19 protein-coding genes are annotated in these 18547 nt (G+C 56.2%); 11 read left to right on the forward strand and 8 right to left on the reverse strand.

The window, feature by feature from the left end:
* Positions 1–3 precede the first annotated feature (3 nt).
* Positions 4–1020, reverse strand: a complete 1017-nt coding sequence (gene bmt / locus AC2FD9_RS02865; protein ID WP_496835298.1) for a betaine--homocysteine S-methyltransferase — start codon at positions 1018–1020, stop codon at positions 4–6.
* A gap of 117 nt (positions 1021–1137) precedes the next feature.
* Positions 1138–1455 carry a DUF1476 domain-containing protein gene (locus AC2FD9_RS02870; protein WP_058271541.1) on the reverse strand — a complete coding sequence of 106 codons (318 nt, stop codon included), beginning with the start codon at positions 1453–1455 and terminating at the stop codon, positions 1138–1140.
* A 187-nt stretch (positions 1456–1642) separates the two neighbouring features.
* Here AC2FD9_RS02870 and purC point away from each other — a divergent pair, with 187 nt between their 5' ends.
* The 7 genes from purC to AC2FD9_RS02905 all read left to right on the forward strand — a co-directional run bounded on the left by purC (position 1643) and on the right by AC2FD9_RS02905 (position 10733).
* On the forward strand, positions 1643–2398 hold the full coding sequence (gene purC / locus AC2FD9_RS02875) for a phosphoribosylaminoimidazolesuccinocarboxamide synthase (RefSeq protein ID WP_108858692.1): 756 nt from the start codon (positions 1643–1645) through the stop codon (positions 2396–2398).
* A gap of 138 nt (positions 2399–2536) precedes the next feature.
* Positions 2537–3205 (forward strand): MarC family protein, encoded by a 669-nt coding sequence (locus tag AC2FD9_RS02880; RefSeq protein WP_282168365.1) that lies wholly within the window; start codon positions 2537–2539, stop codon positions 3203–3205.
* Positions 3206–3323: 118 nt separating this feature from the next.
* Positions 3324–3554, forward strand: coding sequence for a phosphoribosylformylglycinamidine synthase subunit PurS (purS, locus tag AC2FD9_RS02885; RefSeq protein ID WP_058271544.1), 231 nt, complete (start codon positions 3324–3326; stop codon positions 3552–3554).
* A 23-nt stretch (positions 3555–3577) separates the two neighbouring features.
* Positions 3578–4246: a phosphoribosylformylglycinamidine synthase subunit PurQ gene (purQ, locus tag AC2FD9_RS02890; protein ID WP_113790693.1), complete on the forward strand. Its 669-nt coding sequence runs from the start codon at positions 3578–3580 to the stop codon at positions 4244–4246.
* 36 nt (positions 4247–4282) lie between these two features.
* Positions 4283–6061, forward strand: a complete 1779-nt coding sequence (locus AC2FD9_RS02895) for a sensor histidine kinase (protein ID WP_109311570.1) — start codon at positions 4283–4285, stop codon at positions 6059–6061.
* A gap of 12 nt (positions 6062–6073) precedes the next feature.
* Positions 6074–7408, forward strand: coding sequence for a sigma-54-dependent transcriptional regulator (locus tag AC2FD9_RS02900; protein WP_108858689.1), 1335 nt, complete (start codon positions 6074–6076; stop codon positions 7406–7408).
* A 508-nt stretch (positions 7409–7916) separates the two neighbouring features.
* Positions 7917–10733 carry an Rne/Rng family ribonuclease gene (locus AC2FD9_RS02905; protein WP_496835301.1) on the forward strand — a complete coding sequence of 939 codons (2817 nt, stop codon included), beginning with the start codon at positions 7917–7919 and terminating at the stop codon, positions 10731–10733.
* Positions 10734–10779: 46 nt separating this feature from the next.
* On the opposite strand, the gene AC2FD9_RS02910 is transcribed toward AC2FD9_RS02905, so the two are convergent.
* The gene (locus AC2FD9_RS02910) at positions 10780–11013 is read right to left on the reverse strand and encodes a sulfurtransferase TusA family protein (RefSeq protein ID WP_282118499.1); all 234 of its coding nucleotides are present in this window, start codon (positions 11011–11013) and stop codon (positions 10780–10782) included.
* Between the two features lie 105 nt (positions 11014–11118).
* Here AC2FD9_RS02910 and AC2FD9_RS02915 point away from each other — a divergent pair, with 105 nt between their 5' ends.
* The 4 genes from AC2FD9_RS02915 to AC2FD9_RS02930 all read left to right on the forward strand — a co-directional run bounded on the left by AC2FD9_RS02915 (position 11119) and on the right by AC2FD9_RS02930 (position 15449).
* Entirely contained in the window at positions 11119–11871 is a 753-nt protein-coding gene (locus AC2FD9_RS02915) for a cytochrome c biogenesis CcdA family protein (protein WP_058271899.1), read from the forward strand.
* A gap of 63 nt (positions 11872–11934) precedes the next feature.
* A complete protein-coding gene (locus AC2FD9_RS02920) occupies positions 11935–13149 on the forward strand; it encodes a hypothetical protein (protein ID WP_472723713.1) in 1215 nt (404 codons plus the stop codon).
* Positions 13146–14495 carry a cytochrome P450 gene (locus AC2FD9_RS02925; RefSeq protein ID WP_496835304.1) on the forward strand — a complete coding sequence of 450 codons (1350 nt, stop codon included), beginning with the start codon at positions 13146–13148 and terminating at the stop codon, positions 14493–14495. The genes AC2FD9_RS02920 and AC2FD9_RS02925 overlap by 4 nt, the downstream gene beginning before the upstream one ends.
* A 72-nt stretch (positions 14496–14567) precedes the next feature.
* The gene (locus tag AC2FD9_RS02930; protein ID WP_496835305.1) at positions 14568–15449 is read left to right on the forward strand and encodes a fructose bisphosphate aldolase; all 882 of its coding nucleotides are present in this window, start codon (positions 14568–14570) and stop codon (positions 15447–15449) included.
* Between the two features lie 3 nt (positions 15450–15452).
* Here AC2FD9_RS02930 and AC2FD9_RS02935 read toward each other — a convergent pair whose 3' ends face one another.
* Genes AC2FD9_RS02935 through fumC form a run of 5 tightly spaced genes read right to left on the reverse strand, consistent with a single transcriptional unit; the run spans position 15453 to position 18419 of the window.
* The gene (locus tag AC2FD9_RS02935) at positions 15453–16079 is read right to left on the reverse strand and encodes a DNA-3-methyladenine glycosylase I (protein WP_496835307.1); all 627 of its coding nucleotides are present in this window, start codon (positions 16077–16079) and stop codon (positions 15453–15455) included.
* Positions 16080–16118: 39 nt separating this feature from the next.
* Positions 16119–16337 (reverse strand): ribbon-helix-helix domain-containing protein, encoded by a 219-nt coding sequence (locus tag AC2FD9_RS02940; RefSeq protein WP_496835308.1) that lies wholly within the window; start codon positions 16335–16337, stop codon positions 16119–16121.
* On the reverse strand, positions 16334–16510 hold the full coding sequence (locus tag AC2FD9_RS02945) for a DUF4169 family protein (RefSeq protein WP_496835310.1): 177 nt from the start codon (positions 16508–16510) through the stop codon (positions 16334–16336). Before AC2FD9_RS02945 ends, AC2FD9_RS02940 begins: the two co-directional genes overlap by 4 nt.
* Positions 16507–17031, reverse strand: a complete 525-nt coding sequence (aroQ, locus tag AC2FD9_RS02950; RefSeq protein WP_496835312.1) for a gamma subclass chorismate mutase AroQ — start codon at positions 17029–17031, stop codon at positions 16507–16509. Before aroQ ends, AC2FD9_RS02945 begins: the two co-directional genes overlap by 4 nt.
* The gene (gene fumC / locus AC2FD9_RS02955; protein ID WP_496835314.1) at positions 17028–18419 is read right to left on the reverse strand and encodes a class II fumarate hydratase; all 1392 of its coding nucleotides are present in this window, start codon (positions 18417–18419) and stop codon (positions 17028–17030) included. The genes aroQ and fumC overlap by 4 nt, the downstream gene beginning before the upstream one ends.
* Positions 18420–18547: the final 128 nt, after the last annotated feature.

Consider the following 18547-nt stretch of genomic DNA (forward strand, 5'->3'; position numbering starts at 1 on the left):
GATTTAAGCGCGACGGCGACGGCGATTGCGCCGTTCAGGAACCACTGCATCGGCTTCGGTGCCGTCCGAGGCCGATGAGAACGGGCCCAGCGCATCTGTGATCTGATCCAGCGTCGGACGTGTCCCGCGGCTGGTGGTGTCGAGCGCCTCGCGCATTTTGCGCAGGTGATCCGGCATGGTTCCGCAGCATCCACCGATGATCGTGGCACCTGAATCCCGTGCCATTTGGGCGTATCGGCCCATTAATTCAGGCGTACCGTCATAGTGAATGTGGCCATCGACATATTTCGGGATACCCGCGTTGCCTTTGGAAATCACCGGACGTTCCGTTCCCTGAGCCGCAAATCCAAGAACCGTGCGCAGGATGTCCGACGCGCCCGTGCCGCAGTTGGCCCCAAATGCGATTGGCGGATTGGGCAGGGTTTCGACCAATTGAGCCAGATCTGCGGAGGTTACGCCCATCATGGTACGTCCGGCAGTGTCAAAACTCATGGTGCCACACCAGGGCATGTCGGCCAGCGCAAAAGCTTCTGCTGCCGCTCTGAATTCTTCGGGTGCGCTGATGGTTTCGACCCATAGAACGTCCGCGCCACCTTCTTTCAGCGCTTCGGCTTGCTCGTGAAACATCTCAACAGCGCCGGCATGGGACAGGCTGCCAATAGGTTCCATGATCTCACCGGTCGGACCAACAGAGCCTGCGACAACAACGGTGCGACCAGATTTGTCCGCCACTTCACGGCCCAGTTCGGCACCGATCCTGTTCAACTCACCAACCCGGTTCTGGGCGTCGTGCAATTTCAGGCGCGCGGATGTGCCGCCGAAGGTGTTGGTCAGAAACAAGTCGCTGCCGGCATCAACCGAACCTTGGTACAAAGCGCGGATTTTATCCGGTGCTTCGACATTCCACAGCTCGGGCGCGTCACCTGATTGCAGGCCCATATTGAACAAGTTCGTGCCCGTGGCACCATCGGCCAGCAAAGCATCATTTGTTTCCAGAAGTTTATTGAGCGCATTTGTCATGGGGGTATTCCCAAATAGCCGAATGGGGCCGTTAAAAATAGAGACGCCCCGTGTCTCATGACCGGGGCATCAAATCAAATTCATAAAACTCATGAAGATCATGAGCCGAGTGTTTTTTTATTCGGTTTCGCTCAGGACCTGCGCTTTGGCTTGGGGCAAAAGCTCGGCCATTTTTGCGCGGATTTCCTCATCGGACGACAGCGCGCCCAAATCACCGGCGACTTTGCGCACGACATCTTCGTGCCCGGCCTCTTCGAAATCGGCGATTACTACGGTTTTGGCATAGGCTTCGGCGTCCTCGCCGGACTTGCCCATCTTTTCTGCGGCCCAGAGGCCCAGCAATCTGTTGCAGCGCGCCTGTGCTTTGAACTGCATTTCTTCGTCATGAGCGAATTTTGCTTCAAAAGCGTTTTCGCGTTCGTCAAAAGTGGTCATTGTTTGTGGACCTCATAGCTTACATCTTCTTAATTGATGATATGACTATAGCTGAGCGCCTGTGCAAGGGAATTGCGCTGCGTCAAAGCCTCTCGGTCCGCTGAACTTGCGGGAAAGGGGGGCTTGGACTATGAGGGCGCCAACGCGAAGGGACTCATTCCCTCGCCCCGGACTGGAAAGGTCGCTCATGGCGCGTCGCAAAAAGATCTACGAAGGTAAGGCCAAAATTCTGTATGAAGGCCCAGAGCCTGGCACCATTGTGCAGTACTTCAAGGATGATGCCACCGCGTTTAATGCGGAAAAGAAAGATGTCATCGACGGTAAGGGCGTGCTGAACAACCGCCTGAGCGAGTTCTTCATGAACGGTCTCAACCAGATTGGTGTTCCGACCCACTTCATCCGTCGCCTGAACATGCGTGAGCAATTGGTGCGCAATTGCGAGATTGTTCCGCTTGAAATCATAGTTCGCAACTATGCCGCGGGAACAATGTCGAAACGTTTGGGCATTGCCGAAGGTACGCAACTGCCGCGCCCAATTGTCGAATATTGCTATAAAGACGACGCTTTGGGTGATCCGCTGGTTACTGAGGAACACATCGCTGCCTTTGGCTGGGCCAGCCAACAGGACATGGACGATATCCTGAGCCTCGCGCTGCGCGTCAATGATTTTATGAGCGGCATGATGCTGGCTGTCGGCATTCGTCTGGTCGATTTCAAGATCGAGATTGGCCGTGTTTATGATGGGGATTTCCAGCGTTTGATCGTGGCCGATGAAATCAGCCCCGACAGTTGCCGTCTGTGGGATATCGAAACCGGTCAAAAACTGGACAAAGACGTATTCCGCCGCGATCTGGGCAGTCTGACGGACGCCTATTCCGAAGTCGCACGCCGGCTGGGCGTTTTGCCGAAAAGTAACGTCGCTAAGCCTACGCTGATCAACTGATCACACAGGCGAACCGCATATTGTTAAAAGCACCGCTTTACCCAAAGCGGTGCTTTTTTCTTTGTATCTAGCGGTTTGACAGGGTTACCGGTTGTCCGGCATTGTCGGGCAAATACGAAAACGAGGGTGGCGCTATACATGGCCGAATTGTTTGATCAGGCAGTTTTTCTAAAATTCCTTGCAGCCCTTCTGGCTATTTTCAACCCGCTCTACGGAATCCCGATTTTTCTTAGCATGACGAAAGGATATTCGGCCCCCGAACGCCGGCGGGTAGCGTTTATCGTGACGGGGACAGTGATCATAGTCGGCCTGATAGCGGTTGTGATCGGAGAAGAGATCCTGGCTGTGTTCGGGATCGACATACCTTCGTTCCGTATTGCCGGGGGGCTAATCATCTTCGGAATTGGTATGTCGATGCTGAACGCTTCGGACAGGTCACAAGGGGATCAGCAAGCTGTAGAGGATGGGCATAGGAAAAAAGAAAACATCGCCGTTGTACCGCTTGCTATTCCGTTGACTATCGGGCCTGGCACTATTGCGATAACAATCGTTTACTCTCATACGCTTAGCGATGGTGCCGAAGTAGTAACCCTTGGAACGGCAATCGTGATCGCCTGTTTGATCGTTGGCCTTGGCTTGTTGTTCGCCGATCCGATCTCGCGCCTATTGGGTATGACGATGATTAATGTCATCACCCGGGTCATGGCTCTCATACTTGTGGCGGTCGCAATCGAGATGGTTTTGACAGGCACGTTCAATGCAATCGACGCGCACTATCCCGGATTGAATTCCGGTGGTGGCGGGTAGCGGGTGTAAGTGCGGTCATCTGCCCACCTCAAGAAGGGTTGTCGAACGCCTTCCAGCGCGTTATCCCCCGCGCAACGGAACGGGCCGACAACATCGGCCCTCAGCTGGAGTTGCGCGAATGAAAGCACGTGTGCATGTAATGCTCAAGAACGGGGTCCTCGACCCGCAGGGTGAGGCGGTGCGTCACGCATTGGGTGCCATGGGCTTTGATCAGGTCGAAGGTGTGCGGCAGGGCAAGGTGATCGACCTTGAGCTGGCCGAAGGCGCGACCGAGGCGGACATCACCGAGATGTGCGAAAAGCTGTTGGCCAACACGGTCATCGAACGCTACGAAGTCGAACTGGTCTGAACCTTATCCCCGGAGGCCCCGCCATGCGCGCAGCTGTCATCGTATTCCCAGGGTCCAATTGTGATCGGGATCTTGCCGTCGCTTTCGAACAGGCTGGTTTTCAGGTCGATATGGTCTGGCACAAGGACGCCGCGCTGCCCGAAGGTGTGGATATCGTCGGTGTTCCGGGTGGCTTTTCCTACGGCGACTACCTGCGCTGCGGTGCCATCGCCGCACAGTCGCCGATCTGCAAGGCCGTGGTCGATCATACCAAACGTGGCGGTTATGCCGTTGGTGTTTGCAATGGGTTTCAGATCCTGACAGAAACCGGCATCCTGCCGGGTGCGTTGCTGCGAAATGCCGGTCTGAAATACATCTGCCGCACGGTTGGCCTGAAGGTGGAAACCAGCGACAGTGCCTTCACCGAAGGTTACAATGCGGGCGATGTGATCGGTATTCCGATCGCGCACCATGATGGTAACTATTTTGCGGATGACGCCACACTGGCCAAACTGCAGGATCAGGATCGGGTCGCGTTCACCTATACCGAGAATCCGAACGGCTCGGTCGGAGATATTGCCGGTATCCTGTCTGAAAACCGTCGGGTGCTGGGAATGATGCCACACCCTGAACGTGCGGCAGACGACGGCCATGGCGGAACGGACGGAACGGCATTGTTCCGCGCATTGTCTGGCGTTCTTGCTCCGGCGTGACTTGAGCTTACGATCCAGCCCGCGTAACTTTCCGGGATGAGTTCCGAAGTTCGCTCTGGCTGGTCCTTTCTGACAAAACCGTTTCGTGGTGCGCCATTGGGTTGGCGGCTGCGCTTGGCGGTTATCTTTCTTTTGATCGCAACGGTTACCACGGTTTATGTAACCAACCGTCTACTGACGGACCGGTTTACCGAATCCACACGAAACCGGGCCGAAGTGCGACTGGCGCTGTATTCAGGCAACTTGCTGAGCGAACTGCGCCGAAATGCAATTGTTCCGCAGCTTTTAGCGCGCGACCCCACATTGATTTCCGCGCTGCAGTCCAGTGATTATTCGCTGTCCACCCAGCGTTTGATCTCGTTTGTTGAAGAGATCGGCGCGGCCTCGCTGATGTTGCTGGACGGTGATGGCCGTACTGTTGCGGCCACTGATCGCGCGCGTTTGGGAGAGCCACACCGGAGTTCGCCGTATTTCATTGATGCGGTGCGGGCGAATTCGACAATATTCACGGTAATTGAAAAAGATTCGGGCGGCTACAGCTTTGTCTATTCAAGACGAATGGAGGCGAACGCCGAGGTTCTTGGCGTTATCGTGGTCGAAGTTGACCTGCAGAAATTCGAGCGCGCCTGGGCAGGTATTTCCGACGCTGTGATGGTGACGGACAGCACCGGGACGATCATTCTGTCGACTGAACCGCAATGGCGCGGGCTTGAAGAAAACGCCGCATTGCTGCGCCAGCCGGCGCAAGGTGCTATCCAGCGTGCAATTCGTGCCACGACCGACTGGACCGCCTTGCCGCCAGACGCCTACCTACAGGGCGAGGCAGTGATGCGGATGGAAACGCGCATCCCGTTTCGCGGTTGGAAAATGACCTCGTTCACCACCTACGAGTCGATTCGGGAAAAAGTGAACAGTGTTATCGCACTTGAGATCATGGGATTTGCGATTCTTCTGGCCTTGGCCTTCTACGCGCTTAGCCGTCGAGCCACGTTCCGCATGGCGTTGTTCCAGCGCGAGTCGGCAGAGCTTCGCGCATTGAACTCAAGGCTAAAGCGGGAAATTGCTGAGCGGGAACGGGTTGAAAAAACACTGGAAGTTGCCGAACAGACGCTGGCGCAAAGCTCGAAACTGGCCGCTTTGGGCGAGATGTCGGCGGCCGTGAGCCATGAGCTAAATCAACCTCTGGCTGCAATGAAGACCTACCTGGCTGGCGCGCGTCTTTTGCTGCGTCGGAACCGGCCGGAAGAGGCGCTGGCAAGCTTTGGTCGGATCGATGGTTTGATCGAGAGGATGGGGGCGATTACCCGTCAGCTCAAATCCTATGCGCGGAAGGGTGCAGATACGTTTTCCCCAGTAAATCTTAGTGAAGCGCTGGCAGCGTCTCTCTCCATGATGGAGCCGCAACTGCGCCAGCGTCACGTCAAGATCACCCAGATACTGCCCGATGAACCGGTGTCTGTGATGGGGGACCGGATGCGGATCGAGCAGGTGATGGTGAACCTCTTGCGCAATGCTCTGGACGCCACCAAATCAGTATCCGAACCGGATGTCGAAATCATACTGGCAGCGGGCGATACGGCGGTGCTGACAGTGCGCGACAACGGCTATGGAATCGAGAACATCGAAAACCTGTTCGAACCGTTCTATACTACGAAACAGCCTGGCGACGGGGTCGGTCTGGGGCTTGCCATCTCATCCGGGATCGTAAACGACCATGGTGGACGGCTGACAGCACGAAACAGCCCGCAAGGCGGGGCCGTGTTCGAGATGCAGTTGCCGATACTGGGAAGCGACGGCCTTGAGGCCGCGGAATAACGAGGAATGACTATGGCACAGGCCATGAAGATCGCCATTGTGGATGACGAACAGGACATGCGCCAGTCGATCAGCCAATGGCTGGCACTGTCGGGATATGACACGGAAACCTTCGCCAGCGCCGAGGACGCGCTGAAAGTGTTGGGACCGGAATATCCGGGTATCGTGATCTCGGATATCAAAATGCCGGGCATGGACGGCATTCAACTCCTTAAAAAGTTGATGGGGGCTGACAGCACGTTGCCGGTCATCATGATCACTGGCCATGGCGATGTGCCAATGGCCGTGGAAGCGATGCGCGTAGGGGCGTTTGATTTCCTTGAAAAGCCTTTTAACCCTGATCGCATGTCGGAACTGGCCAAACGCGCCAGCAACGCGCGCCGACTGACCTTGGACAACCGTGCCCTGCGGCGCGAACTGTCAGGTGGAACCCAGATCATGAACAAACTGATCGGGGCCAGCCCGGTCATGGAGCGTCTGCGCGAAGATATCCTCGATCTGGGCCAGGCCGATGGCCATGTACTGATCGATGGTGAGACCGGCACTGGCAAGACACTTGTGGCCCATGCGCTGCACGCGGTTGGCAGCCGCGCTGGCAAGAAGTTTGTACTGGTGTCCTGTGCAGCGCTTGAGGAAGAGGCGCTGTCGAAACGCCTGTTTGGCCCAATGATGCCGGAAGATGCGCAGTTGCCTGCGATCGAAGAGGCGCGGGGCGGTACACTTGTGCTGGAAGACGTGGAAGCACTGAGCGATACGCTGCAGGCCCGCCTGTTGAGCGTGATGAATGACCAGGGCACCCCGGCTGAAACGCGGATCATTGCGATTTCCAACCTTCAGGAAGCAGGAAAGACCAGCGAAGACGTTCTGCGCCCGGACTTGTTCTATCGCCTTGCGGCACTGCGGATCACGATGCCGCCATTGCGTCAGCGTGGCGAGGACATCCTGACGCTGTTCACCCGACTGAGCGAGCAGTTTTCTGAAGAATACGGCTGCGAAGCGCCGCAGGTGAGCGCTCAAGAGGCGGCTCAGTTGTTGCAAGCTCCATGGCCGGGAAATGTACGGCAGTTGATCAACATCGCGGAACGGGCTGTTCTTCAATCGCGACGTGGATCGGGGACGATTGCGTCGCTGTTGATGTCCGATCACGAAGAAATGCAGCCGGTCATGACGACCGAAGGCAAACCGCTTAAGGAGTATGTTGAGGCGTTCGAACGGATGTTGATCGACAATACAATGCGGCGGCACAAGGGATCGATTGCGTCTGTGATGGACGAACTTTGCCTGCCACGCCGGACCTTGAATGAGAAAATGGCGAAATACGGGCTGCAGCGCTCGGACTATTTGTGAGAAAGAGAGGGGGGCAGCCCCCTCTTGAGCCTGCGGCTCAAATTACCCCCGGGATATTTCTGGCAAGATGAAGTGATCCCGGGGCTTTGTATTGTTCTTCTCGCAGTTTGCCCATTGTGTTTTCCACAGGACTGCTTTTATTGTATCTGGACGGGCAGGGCTAATTTGCGCCCAAAAGTCCCGAATCTTTGAGTTTCGCTGCTCTGCCGTTGATGGTGATCAATCCCGCAAGGCAAAGCAGACCGATTATGCCCCATAGGGGCAGATGAACGCCTGAGCCCGCATCAGCGGGCGAAAGGAATAAATGGGCAGGCGGCGGTTAGATCTGCGCCTGTCGGAGAAGAACCGCGATGACGCGCGCGCAACGATTGAGTATACGGGCAGGGGGCCACAGCGCCAGACCCTGCCGCGCGCCGTCCGAAATCGCCCTGACAAGACACCACCCCAAAAGCGCCTGTCCCCCCGGACGGGTAAGGACAACGCGTTTGGCGCGGTGCACCAAGGACACATGGCTAAGAAAATGCTTATCGATGCCACCCACGCGGAGGAAACCCGCGTCGTGGTGGTTGACGGAAACAAGGTCGAGGAATTCGATTTTGAATCCGAAAACAAACGCCAGCTTGCTGGCAACATCTATCTTGCAAAAGTAACCCGGGTCGAACCGTCGCTACAGGCGGCTTTTGTTGATTATGGCGGGAACCGGCATGGTTTCCTGGCGTTTTCGGAGATCCATCCGGATTACTATCAGATCCCGGTTGCCGACCGAGAAGCGCTGATGGAAGAAGAGCGCGCTTATGCTGAGGCAATGAAAGCGCGCGACGAAGCCGAAGAGACCAAGCCGAAGAAACGCCGGTCGCGGTCGCGGACGAAGGCTGCGGACGTGAAATCCGACGATGCGGTCGAGTCGATTGACGTGTCGAATGAACCCACCGGTATGGAAACCATTGATCTGGACGAAAGCGAAGACGGCGCTGATAGCCCGGACCTTGAGGGGACATCCCCGGCAGATCGCGTTGCTGAAACACCGGTAGAAGAGCCTGGTGATGATGAGGGGACACCTGAAGCAGAAGCTGAAGGTGCTTTGTCCGAAGACGGTAGCGAGGCAGCTGATAGCTCTGATGCGCCTGCAATTGAGGCGACAGAAGCGAAAGATGAAGAAGCTGCCGACAAGTCCGATGACGCGGTTGGCGAAACTGGGGCACAGGACGCACCCGAAGCTTCGGAGGACGCGACTGAAGAAAACGAGGGCAAGTCTGAAGAAGAAACGCGGCCCGATGCCACCGCGAAGGACGATTCAATTGAATCCGTCGCCGACGAGGATGACAGCGAAGACATTCGCCCGGTTCGCAAGCCGCGGCCACGTCGCTATAAGATTCAAGAGGTTATCAAAGTCCGTCAGGTCTTGCTGGTGCAAGTCGTCAAAGAAGAACGTGGCAACAAGGGCGCTGCCCTGACCACCTACTTGTCTCTGGCAGGTCGATACTGCGTTTTGATGCCGAACACGGCTCGTGGCGGCGGGATCAGCCGCAAAATCACCAATGCGCCGGACCGAAAAAAGCTCAAGGAAATTGCTGCGGAAATTGACGTTCCAACCGGTGCGGGTCTGATTATCCGGACAGCCGGAGCTAAGCGGACGAAATCCGAGATCAAGCGAGACTATGAATACCTGCAACGCATGTGGGAGCAGATCCGCGAGCTGACGCTGAAATCCATTGCGCCGGCGAAAATCTATGAAGAAGGCGATCTAATCAAACGGTCGATTCGCGATCTCTATAATCGCGAAATTGATGAGGTTCTGGTCGAAGGTGAAGGCGGTTATCGCATCGCCAAAGACTTCATGAAGATGATCATGCCGTCACACGCGAAGAACGTGAAACGGTATGAGGATGCGCTGCCGCTGTTTGCACGCTATCAGGTCGAAAGCTATCTGGCGGGGATGTTCAACCCGACCGTTCAGCTGAAATCGGGTGGTTACATCGTGATCGGTGTGACCGAAGCGCTCGTCGCGATTGACGTGAACTCGGGTCGGGCGACCAAGGAGGGCTCGATCGAGGAAACCGCGCTCAAGACCAACCTTGAGGCCGCGGAAGAGGTGGCCCGCCAGCTGCGTTTGCGCGACTTGGCCGGTCTGATCGTCATCGACTTTATCGACATGGACGAGCGCAAGAACAACCTCGCTGTCGAAAAGCGTATGAAAGAACGGCTGAAAACAGACCGTGCGCGCATACAGGTCGGTCGTATATCGGGCTTTGGCCTTATGGAGATGAGCCGCCAGCGTCTGCGTCCCGGAATGTTGGAGGCCACGACTCAGCCATGCCCGGCTTGCCACGGAACAGGTCTGATCCGGTCGGACGACAACATGGCGCTGTCGATCCTGCGGCAGATCGAGGAAGAGGGTACACGCCGCCGCTCACGCGAGGTGCTTGTTCGTTGCCCTGTTAGCATCGCAAACTTCCTGATGAACCAGAAACGCGAGCATATCGCACAGATTGAGGCCCGTTATGGCCTGTCTGTACGTGTTGAAGGCGACGTACATCTGGTCAGCCCGGATTTCTCGATGGAGAAATTCAAGACGGCAAGCCGGATCGTTCCCGAAGCCAGCGCGCCCGTTGTTTCCGTGGATGCGTCCCTGATGGATCTTGTCGACGCCAGCGAGGATGAGCCGGCCGAAGAGGAAACCACCGTTCAGGCCGAAGAGGAGGCCAAGCCCAAGCGCAAGCGTCGTCGCCGCCGTCGGAAAAAGAGCAATGGTTCTGACGAAACTCCTGAGGTGAATGCTGAAGAGGGTGACGTGGCGGCGGCCGAGGAATCGGATGAAGCCAAAACCGAGGCGGCAGATGACGCAAAACCCGAGGGTGAAGCATCTGAGCCTGCCGAAGAGGAAAAAGCGGCCAAGCCCAAGCGTCGCCGTGCACCGCGCCGCAAGAAGAAGGACGCGGAACCTGTTGAAGCTACGGAAGAAGTCGCCGCTGAAGCTGTTGTGAGCAAGGATGCTCAGGCCGCAAGCCCTGAAGCACCGGCCGAGGAAACTGGTGCGACAGACGAACCTGTTGAAGCTCCTGTCGAAACCGCCGAAAAGGCTGAACAGGCCGAAGCGGTGGCAGAACTGCCCACGCCCGAAGCGGAAAGCGTCGTTGAAGAAAAGGTTGAACCTGCAGAGGCCGAACAACCCGAACCTGTGGCTGAAGTGGCCGCAGAAGACCCGCAAGAACCAGCGGACGTAATGGTTGAAGAAGCCCCTGAGCCGGTTCTGGAGGTCGTGGCCGAAGAGCCGGAGCAGCCCGCCAAACCCAAACGGCGTGGTTGGTGGTCACTGGGTCAGTAACAAGAAAAGGCGGGCCAGGTGCCCGCCTTTTTCTTTTTGGCCGATCTTAGTGAGATTTCTGGATCAAATAGATCTGATGGCCGTCTGCGTCTTCCTGCGACAGCAATTGGTGCCCGCTCTCAGAGCAGAAATGCGGGACATCAATTATGGCGGCAGGATCATCTGCCAGCACGCGCAAAACGGCTCCCGCAGGCATGGATTTCAAACGCTTGCGCGCTTTGAGGACGGGCAGAGGGCACAACAGACCCAGCGCATCGAGTGTTTCTGATGGATTTGACATAAGGTTCAGATATTTCCACTTTGGCGGGGTGTCCAGCGTGCAACCACGAGGATGTGACCGATTGGCCCCGTGACGTTCGCCGCCTCATACCATATGTGCTTGAACATGTTCGGAATAGATATCATCGACGCGGGCCTGCTGCCTGCCATGTTCATCGCGATGCTGGGCGGGCTGATCAGCTTTCTGTCGCCCTGCGTTCTGCCCATCGTTCCGCCGTACCTGGCGTATATGAGCGGCGTGACGATCAACGAAATGCAGGATGAGGCGAAAGCACGCCGCAAGGCAACCTTGGCCGCTCTGTTCTTTGTTCTGGGCCTGTCTACGGTGTTTTTGTTGCTGGGCTTCACCGCTTCTGCCTTTGGGGTGTTTGTCCTGCAAAACCAGGTGTTGTTCGCAAAGATCTCTGGCGCAGTGGTCATCGTCTTTGGCCTGCATTTTCTGAACGTCTTCCGTATTCCGTTTCTGGACCGTGAGGCCCGGATTGAGACTGGTGATTCTGGTGGATCAGTGTTTGGCGCTTATATCCTTGGTCTGGCCTTTGCGTTTGGCTGGACACCGTGCATTGGGCCGCAGCTGGGCGCAATCCTGTCGCTGGCCGCGTCCGAGGCCTCGGTCGCGCGGGGAACCCTATTGTTGGGCGTCTATGCTGCGGGCTTGGGTATTCCATTTCTGCTTGCTGCAATGTTCCTGAACCGGTCTATGTCGGTGATGAACCGGATCAAGCCTTACATGGGCACGATCGAAAAGGTGATGGGGGGCTTGTTGCTCTTCGTGGGCATCATGCTGATCACAGGGCTGTTCACTGAATTCAGCTGGTGGCTGTTAGAGACATTCCCGGCGCTGGCGAATTTCGGATGATCTGCTGATCTGACTTACCTTGACGCTTAGCCTGCGTTAACCTGCGCTGCAGAAGGTAAGGCCATGAGCAGTCAGAATAATCAACCTCGGGTGTGTAAACGCCGGGTATTCTATATTCCCGGCTATGACCCGATACCGCCGCGGCGGTATCGTGAGCTTTATCGTACCGAAGGCTCGCTGCAGGCGGAGATATCCGGTTATGAGATTTCGGTGTCCGCCAAGTCAGACGATGGACCATATGGATGGCACGTCACTTCCCGGCAGGATGATGATGAAGTTCAGGCCGATGTGAGTGTTTTGGTCTGGTCGGATCTGGTGCGTGACAGCATGTCCAACTCAATCCCGGCGACCTATCTGCAATTGGTGCAGACCGCATGGACCTATATGTCCTCAGGAACGCTGTGGCGCCTGATGCAGCTGCGCAAAGGACCGGTGATTGCTGCACTGTACCCGGTTGGAATGTTGGTGGCTCAAATGCTGTTGGCGATCCTGCTAGCCGGGGCCATGACATGGGTTTTGACGCCGTTTATCGATTGGTTGGGCGTAATACTTGCAGTTGGTGCCGGCTACGGTCTGATGCGCTGGTTTCGCCAGCAAGACGGCCAACTTTTTGCCTATTACCTGATGCATGATTATGCCTATTCCGCGAAACTCAAAGGGGCGACGCCAGTTGAATTACGCAATCGCCTGCGTGCATTCAGTGCGTTGATCCAAGAGGCGCTGAATTCAGACGCAGACGAGGTGCTGGTCGTCGGCCATAGCTCAGGGGCCCATCTGGGTGTCAGTGTTCTGGCCGATGTTATCCGAGAAAGCAGGCAGCGCGACAATAGCCCCGCGTTTTCGTTCCTGACATTGGGGCAGGTCGTGCCCATGGTGTCATTTCTACCCGAGGCGCAGGGTTTGAGGGCGGATTTGCAATTCTTGTCCACGCAGGAAGGCCTGACCTGGGTCGACGTCTCGGCCCCCGGCGATGGTTGTTCTTTTGCGCTGTGCGATCCGGTTTCTGTCAGCGGTGTCGCCACCGCCGAAAAGAAATGGCCGCTGGTTCTGTCTGCGGCCTTTACACAGACCCTGTCCCCCGAACGCTGGAAGAACTTGCGATGGAAATTCTTCCGCCTGCATTTCCAGTATCTCTGCGCCTTCGACAAGCCCGATCGGTATGACTATTTTCGCATCACTGCCGGGCCTCAAACCTTAGGTCAGAGGTTTGAGGGGCGGGCACCGTCGAAATCGCGGATGGATAAGCCGGTCTCAAAATACATCTCGGTGAAGGCATGACGCCGCCCAAGCCAACTTCGCGCCCTGATAAAGTATCGCTTTGGCGGTATCTGAGGTTGTTTCGCAAGGACATTCTGTCAGCCCAACCCCATAGGCTGTACCGCGCCTGGATGGCCGAATTTCGCACGCCGTTCTTTCGATCATATTTGGTAAATCAGCCAGAATTGATCGACACAGTTCTGAAAAAACGCCCTGATGATTTTCCCAAATCAAACCGCATAAGTGAAGGGCTGCGTCCGTTGCTGGGGGACTCTGTCTTCCTGACCAATGGGGACACCTGGAAGAGGCAGCGCAGGATCATTGATCCCGCGTTCGAAGGCGGCCGTTTGAAAGATACCTTTCCGGCGATGCACGCGGCTGGTCAAGCAGCGGTGGATCGGTTGCGTCCGCAGTCAGGTGGTGTCGTTGAGTTTGAAGAGGTCACCAGCCATATCGCGGCGGATGTCATTTTTCGCACCTTGTATTCGGTGCCCATCGAACACGAAATTGCCGCTCGGGTTTTTGACAAGTTTCGCAGCTATCAGCGCGAACAACCCATTCTGAACATTGCGGCCTTTGTCCCTCTACCAAAATGGTTGCCGCGATTGCATTCGAGACGCACCAAGAAGAATGCAAAGGATATCAGGTCGCTAATCCAGAGACTTACGGCGGATCGGGCTGAACTGATCGCTCGTGGTGGCGCTCCGAATGATCTGGCAACCAAGATCATGACCACGCGTGATCCCGAAACCGGGCGTGGGTTTGACACGCAGGAAATGGTCGATCAGGTGGCGATCTTCTTTCTTGCCGGGCACGAAACCAGCGCGTCCGCACTGGCGTGGACGTTGTACCTGATGGCCATGTATCCCGTATGGCAGGACAGGCTGGCCGAGGAATCTGTGGCGCTCGACACGCCCGATTTTTCTGTAATGTCGCGGCTAAAGCTTAGCCGGGATGTGTTCCGCGAAGCGCTGCGGCTTTATCCGCCCGTGCCGATGATGGTTCGAGAAGCGAAATGCCCCGAACGTTTCCGCAATAGGGCTGTCGCCGAAGGGTCGCAAATCGTGATCAGCCCGTGGCATCTGCATCGGCAGGAAAGGCTCTGGGAACGTCCCGACGAATTTGATCCGACCCGGTGGGGAACTGAGAATGGAAAGACCTGTCAGCGCAACGCGTACATTCCATTCTCGACAGGATCCCGCGTATGTCCCGGTGCCGGGTTCGCCATGATCGAGGGGCCGCTTCTGTTATCCATGCTGTTGCGACACTACCGGTTCGAGTTGGTCGCGGGACAAACGCCGGTTCCGGTCGCGCATTTGACCGTCCGATCGAAAGACGGAATTTGGTTGCGCTTGGTTGAGCGCTAACAAACTACCATCCTATCACGCCTTGCTGTATGCGGTTTGAAATCGCGGAATCATATTGAACGGGAAAGTCTTATGTCATCAGCAGAACAGCGCACACAAATGTCCGACGGCGCAGGATTCATCGCAGCATTGGATCAAAGCGGTGGCTCGACCCCCAAGGCGCTGGCGCTTTATGGCGTGGACGCATCTGAATACAGCTCGGACGAAGAGATGTTCGGTGAAATCCAGAAAATGCGTGCGCGGATCATTCTGGCGGATGATTTCACCAAGGACAAAGTGATCGGCGCGATCTTGTTCGAACGCACTCTGGGCGAGCAAATTGATGGTCAGAAGGTCGCCGACTATTTGTGGTCAGTGAAAGGCATTGTACCTTTCCTCAAGATTGACAAAGGTTTGGAAGACGAAGCGAATGGCGTTCAGATGATGAAACCCATCCCGGGTCTGGCCGCAACATTGGCCAAAGCCGATGGTGTTTTCGGAACCAAGGAGCGCTCGGTCATTCATGAGGCAAACGCCGAAGGCATCGCGGCGGTTGTTGCACAGCAGTTCGACGTTGCGCGTGAAGTCGTGGCTTCCGGAATGGTTCCGATTGTTGAGCCCGAGGTGAACATCAACTCCGCCACCAAAGCCGAAGCCGAAGACATCCTGAAGGCTGAAATCCTGAAAAACCTTGATCAGTTGGCTGACGGGCAGGACATCATGCTCAAGCTGACGATCCCTAACCAAGCTAACCTCTATGACGAATTGGCCGATCATCCGCGTGTTCTGCGCGTGGTTGCGCTGTCGGGTGGTTATTCGACGGAACAGGCCTGCGATCTGCTGGGCCAGAACGGTAAGATGATCGCGTCCTTCTCGCGCGCGTTGACCGAAGGATTGTCAAAAAAGCAATCGGATGCCGAGTTCAACGCGGCCTTGGGCGGAAACATCGACAAGATTTTCCGCGCGTCAATCTAAACACTATTGGGGTTTGGTGAATTCGCGGCGCAACTGCGCCGCTCTTTCACGCATGACGCAACCTTCGGCGTGATCATTCACCATCCCCATTGCCTGCATAAAGGCAAACACGGTCGTCGGCCCGACAAACTTCCAGCCCCGTTTCTTCAGGTCTTTCGACAACGCCACAGATTCCGGCGACGTTGAAGCGGTTTGCGGGGCAGGCGGTGTATCCGCCTCGTACCGCCACACATATGCGGCCAGAGACCCTTCGGCAGCGATTAACTCTTGCGCGCGGCGTGCGTTGTTAATCACGGCCTCGATCTTTCCACGATGTCGCACAATTCCTGCATCTTGTAACAAGCGCTTTGTATCTGAATCATCAAACGCGGCTACTGCGTTGATATCAAAAGCTTTGAAAGCTTTCCGAAAGTTCTCGCGCTTGGACAAAATCGTGCGCCAGCTTAGACCGGATTGAAAGCTTTCGAGGCATAGCTTTTCGAACAGACGTTGGTCGTCACCAACCGGATACCCCCATTCCTGATCATGGTAGTCAAAGAATTCGGGCGCGGCCTGACACCACGTGCAGCGTGGTTTTCCGTCTGGACCTAGAACTGTATCAACCACCGCTTCGTACTCCTTTTGTTCCATTTATTGTAAGCGGTTTCAGGATGTCAGAGCAAGACTGATCTACTTGGATTGATACCAGTTTAGAATGAAAACCCTTATGGCCGATGCAAGTCCGATGTTCGGGTCACGCTCGACATCAATTTCGGCCGCCAGAGCGTTGATCGGTAGGTTTTTTTCCTTGGCAATGGTCCGGAACGCCTGCCAGAATTCATCTTCCAGCGATACGGATGTCCGATGGCCTTTCAGCGTCAGGGATCGTTTGACCGGGCGTCCGCTCATTTGTCCAACTTACGGCCTTCGTGGCTTTGGTTCAGCTTGTGTTGCTGCTTTTTTGCCAGATCCTTTTCGGCCTTGGTGCGGCCAAAGGCAACGGCATTTTGATCAGCGCGGGCCTTGTTTTCGGTCCGCGCTTTTTCTTTTCGAAATTTGTTCAGATTGACCGGTTCCGTCATTGCGCATGTCTCACTTTGGTCAGACTGTCGAACAATTCCGCACGGCTGTGATCTGAAAGGCATTCGACATTCACGGTGTCCAGAAAATCAGCCTGCGACGAAGTTGAGACCGGTGGTTGATCCGACAATGTGTCAAGGATTTGCCCGCCCAAATCCAACAAAGCGGGGCGCACCTCGGTCGTCAGATCCGCATAGCTTTCGGGAACAGAGGTTTGGTCTTCGGTCCACCGTTCAATCCAACAGGATTGAATCTCTTTCGCGGCTTCGATCTGTGCTTCGAAGAACAGCTGCGCGCTGTCCGGGTCAACGCCTGAAAGCGCCGCCTGTTCCAAAGTCTTGTCAATCACGACTTTTTCACGCTCAAGGTCTTCGACCGGGCGGTCATTGGCGTGTTTGAACGCAGCAACGTCCTGCATCCATTCCAGCCGAGAGTCGATCAGGTCGAACAGGTCAGCCTGAGCTGAGGTCGCTGTGCCCGCAATAAGCAGGCACAGGCAGGCAGGCTGACGCCACCCGGTCACTTGGGGCCGATCATGTGCTCGGGCCGCACGACCGCATCGAATGTCTCCTCATCAACAAAGCCCAGCGCAATGGCTTCTTCCTTGAGGGTCGTGCCGTTCTTATGCGCCGTTTTGGCGACAGTAGTGGCGTTGTCGTAACCGATGGTCGGGGCCAGCGCCGTGACCAGCATTAGGGATTCCTTCATCAGCTTATCGATGCGTGGTTCATTGGCCTTGATGCCCAGCAGCATACGCTCGGTAAAGCTGTCGGTGGCATCACCCAGCAGCTGAATGGATTGCAGCAGGTTGTACGACATCATCGGATTGTAGACGTTCAACTGGAAATGACCCTGCGAGCCAGCGAACTTCATCGCCGCATCGTTGCCTATTACATGCGCGGCCACTTGTGTCAGCGCCTCGGCCTGTGTTGGGTTCACCTTGCCGGGCATGATCGACGAACCCGGCTCATTCTCCGGCAGGATCAACTCACCCAAGCCAGACCGCGGGCCAGAGCCCAGGAACCGGATATCGTTGGCGATTTTGTAGCAAGAGCCAGCTATGGTTGCCAGCGCGCCGGACAGGAAGACCATGGCATCATGGGCGGCGAGCGCTTCGAACTTGTTGGGCGCGGTAACGAAGGGCAGGCGGGTGATGTCAGCCATATTCTTTGCGACGGCCTCATCCCAGCCATCATGCGTGTTCAGACCGGTGCCAACAGCTGTACCGCCTTGTGCCAGTTCATAGATGCCGGGCATCGCGGCTTCGACCCGGGCGATACCCTGACGGATCTGGTGCGCATAGCCGCCGAATTCCTGTTCCAAGGTCAAAGGGGTCGCATCCTGAGTGTGTGTGCGGCCGATTTTGATGATTCCTGCGAACTCTTTCGCTTTGGCTTCCAGTGCCGACGCAAATTTCTCAAGCCCGGGCAGCAATACGTCGCGCACGCTCATGGCGGTGGCGATGTGCATTGCCGTCGGGAAAGTGTCGTTTGACGACTGACCCATATTGCAGTGATCGTTCGGGTGCACAGGCTCTTTCGAGCCGATCACACCGCCCATGATTTCAATCGCGCGATTGGCGATCACTTCGTTCGAGTTCATGTTCGACTGAGTACCCGAACCGGTTTGCCACACGACCAGCGGGAAGTTGTCGTCAAACTTACCCTCAATCACTTCACCCGCGGCCTGGATAACGGCGTCTGCGATCTTGGCATCCAGCTTGCCGATGGCTTTGTTCTCCATCGCACAGGCCTTTTTGATGACGCCCAGCGCACGCACGATAGCGACAGGTTGCTTTTCCCAGCCGATCGGAAAGTTCATGATCGAGCGTTGAGTCTGTGCACCCCAATATTTGTCGGCGGGAACTTCCAACGGGCCAAAGCTGTCGGATTCGGTGCGGGTCTGGGACATCGGTCACTCCGTCTAGTATGCAGTCGTATGCCGTTTACCCGTGACGGCGTCATCGCGCAATCGGCCAGTTGCGCGCACCATAAGCGTAAGCCGACCAAAGGTATAGGCGTTGGGGTGGCGCATTTTTC

It is taken from the genome of Ruegeria sp. YTSC230, from assembly GCF_059609665.1.

Bases quoted from the DNA above. Each gene is read 5' to 3' on its own strand.
- bmt (WP_496835298.1), bottom strand. From the start codon at position 1,020: ATGACAAATGCGCTCAATAAACTTCTGGAAACAAATGATGCTTTGCTG.
- AC2FD9_RS02870 (WP_058271541.1), bottom strand. From the start codon at position 1,455: ATGACCACTTTTGACGAACGCGAAAACGCTTTTGAAGCAAAATTCGCT.
- purC (WP_108858692.1), top strand. From the start codon at position 1,643: ATGGCGCGTCGCAAAAAGATCTACGAAGGTAAGGCCAAAATTCTGTAT.
- AC2FD9_RS02880 (WP_282168365.1), top strand. From the start codon at position 2,537: ATGGCCGAATTGTTTGATCAGGCAGTTTTTCTAAAATTCCTTGCAGCC.
- purS (WP_058271544.1), top strand. From the start codon at position 3,324: ATGAAAGCACGTGTGCATGTAATGCTCAAGAACGGGGTCCTCGACCCG.
- purQ (WP_113790693.1), top strand. From the start codon at position 3,578: ATGCGCGCAGCTGTCATCGTATTCCCAGGGTCCAATTGTGATCGGGAT.
- AC2FD9_RS02895 (WP_109311570.1), top strand. From the start codon at position 4,283: ATGAGTTCCGAAGTTCGCTCTGGCTGGTCCTTTCTGACAAAACCGTTT.
- AC2FD9_RS02900 (WP_108858689.1), top strand. From the start codon at position 6,074: ATGGCACAGGCCATGAAGATCGCCATTGTGGATGACGAACAGGACATG.
- AC2FD9_RS02905 (WP_496835301.1), top strand. From the start codon at position 7,917: ATGGCTAAGAAAATGCTTATCGATGCCACCCACGCGGAGGAAACCCGC.
- AC2FD9_RS02910 (WP_282118499.1), bottom strand. From the start codon at position 11,013: ATGTCAAATCCATCAGAAACACTCGATGCGCTGGGTCTGTTGTGCCCT.
- AC2FD9_RS02915 (WP_058271899.1), top strand. From the start codon at position 11,119: ATGTTCGGAATAGATATCATCGACGCGGGCCTGCTGCCTGCCATGTTC.
- AC2FD9_RS02920 (WP_472723713.1), top strand. From the start codon at position 11,935: ATGAGCAGTCAGAATAATCAACCTCGGGTGTGTAAACGCCGGGTATTC.
- AC2FD9_RS02925 (WP_496835304.1), top strand. From the start codon at position 13,146: ATGACGCCGCCCAAGCCAACTTCGCGCCCTGATAAAGTATCGCTTTGG.
- AC2FD9_RS02930 (WP_496835305.1), top strand. From the start codon at position 14,568: ATGTCATCAGCAGAACAGCGCACACAAATGTCCGACGGCGCAGGATTC.
- AC2FD9_RS02935 (WP_496835307.1), bottom strand. From the start codon at position 16,079: ATGGAACAAAAGGAGTACGAAGCGGTGGTTGATACAGTTCTAGGTCCA.
- AC2FD9_RS02940 (WP_496835308.1), bottom strand. From the start codon at position 16,337: ATGAGCGGACGCCCGGTCAAACGATCCCTGACGCTGAAAGGCCATCGG.
- AC2FD9_RS02945 (WP_496835310.1), bottom strand. From the start codon at position 16,510: ATGACGGAACCGGTCAATCTGAACAAATTTCGAAAAGAAAAAGCGCGG.
- fumC (WP_496835314.1), bottom strand. From the start codon at position 18,419: ATGTCCCAGACCCGCACCGAATCCGACAGCTTTGGCCCGTTGGAAGTT.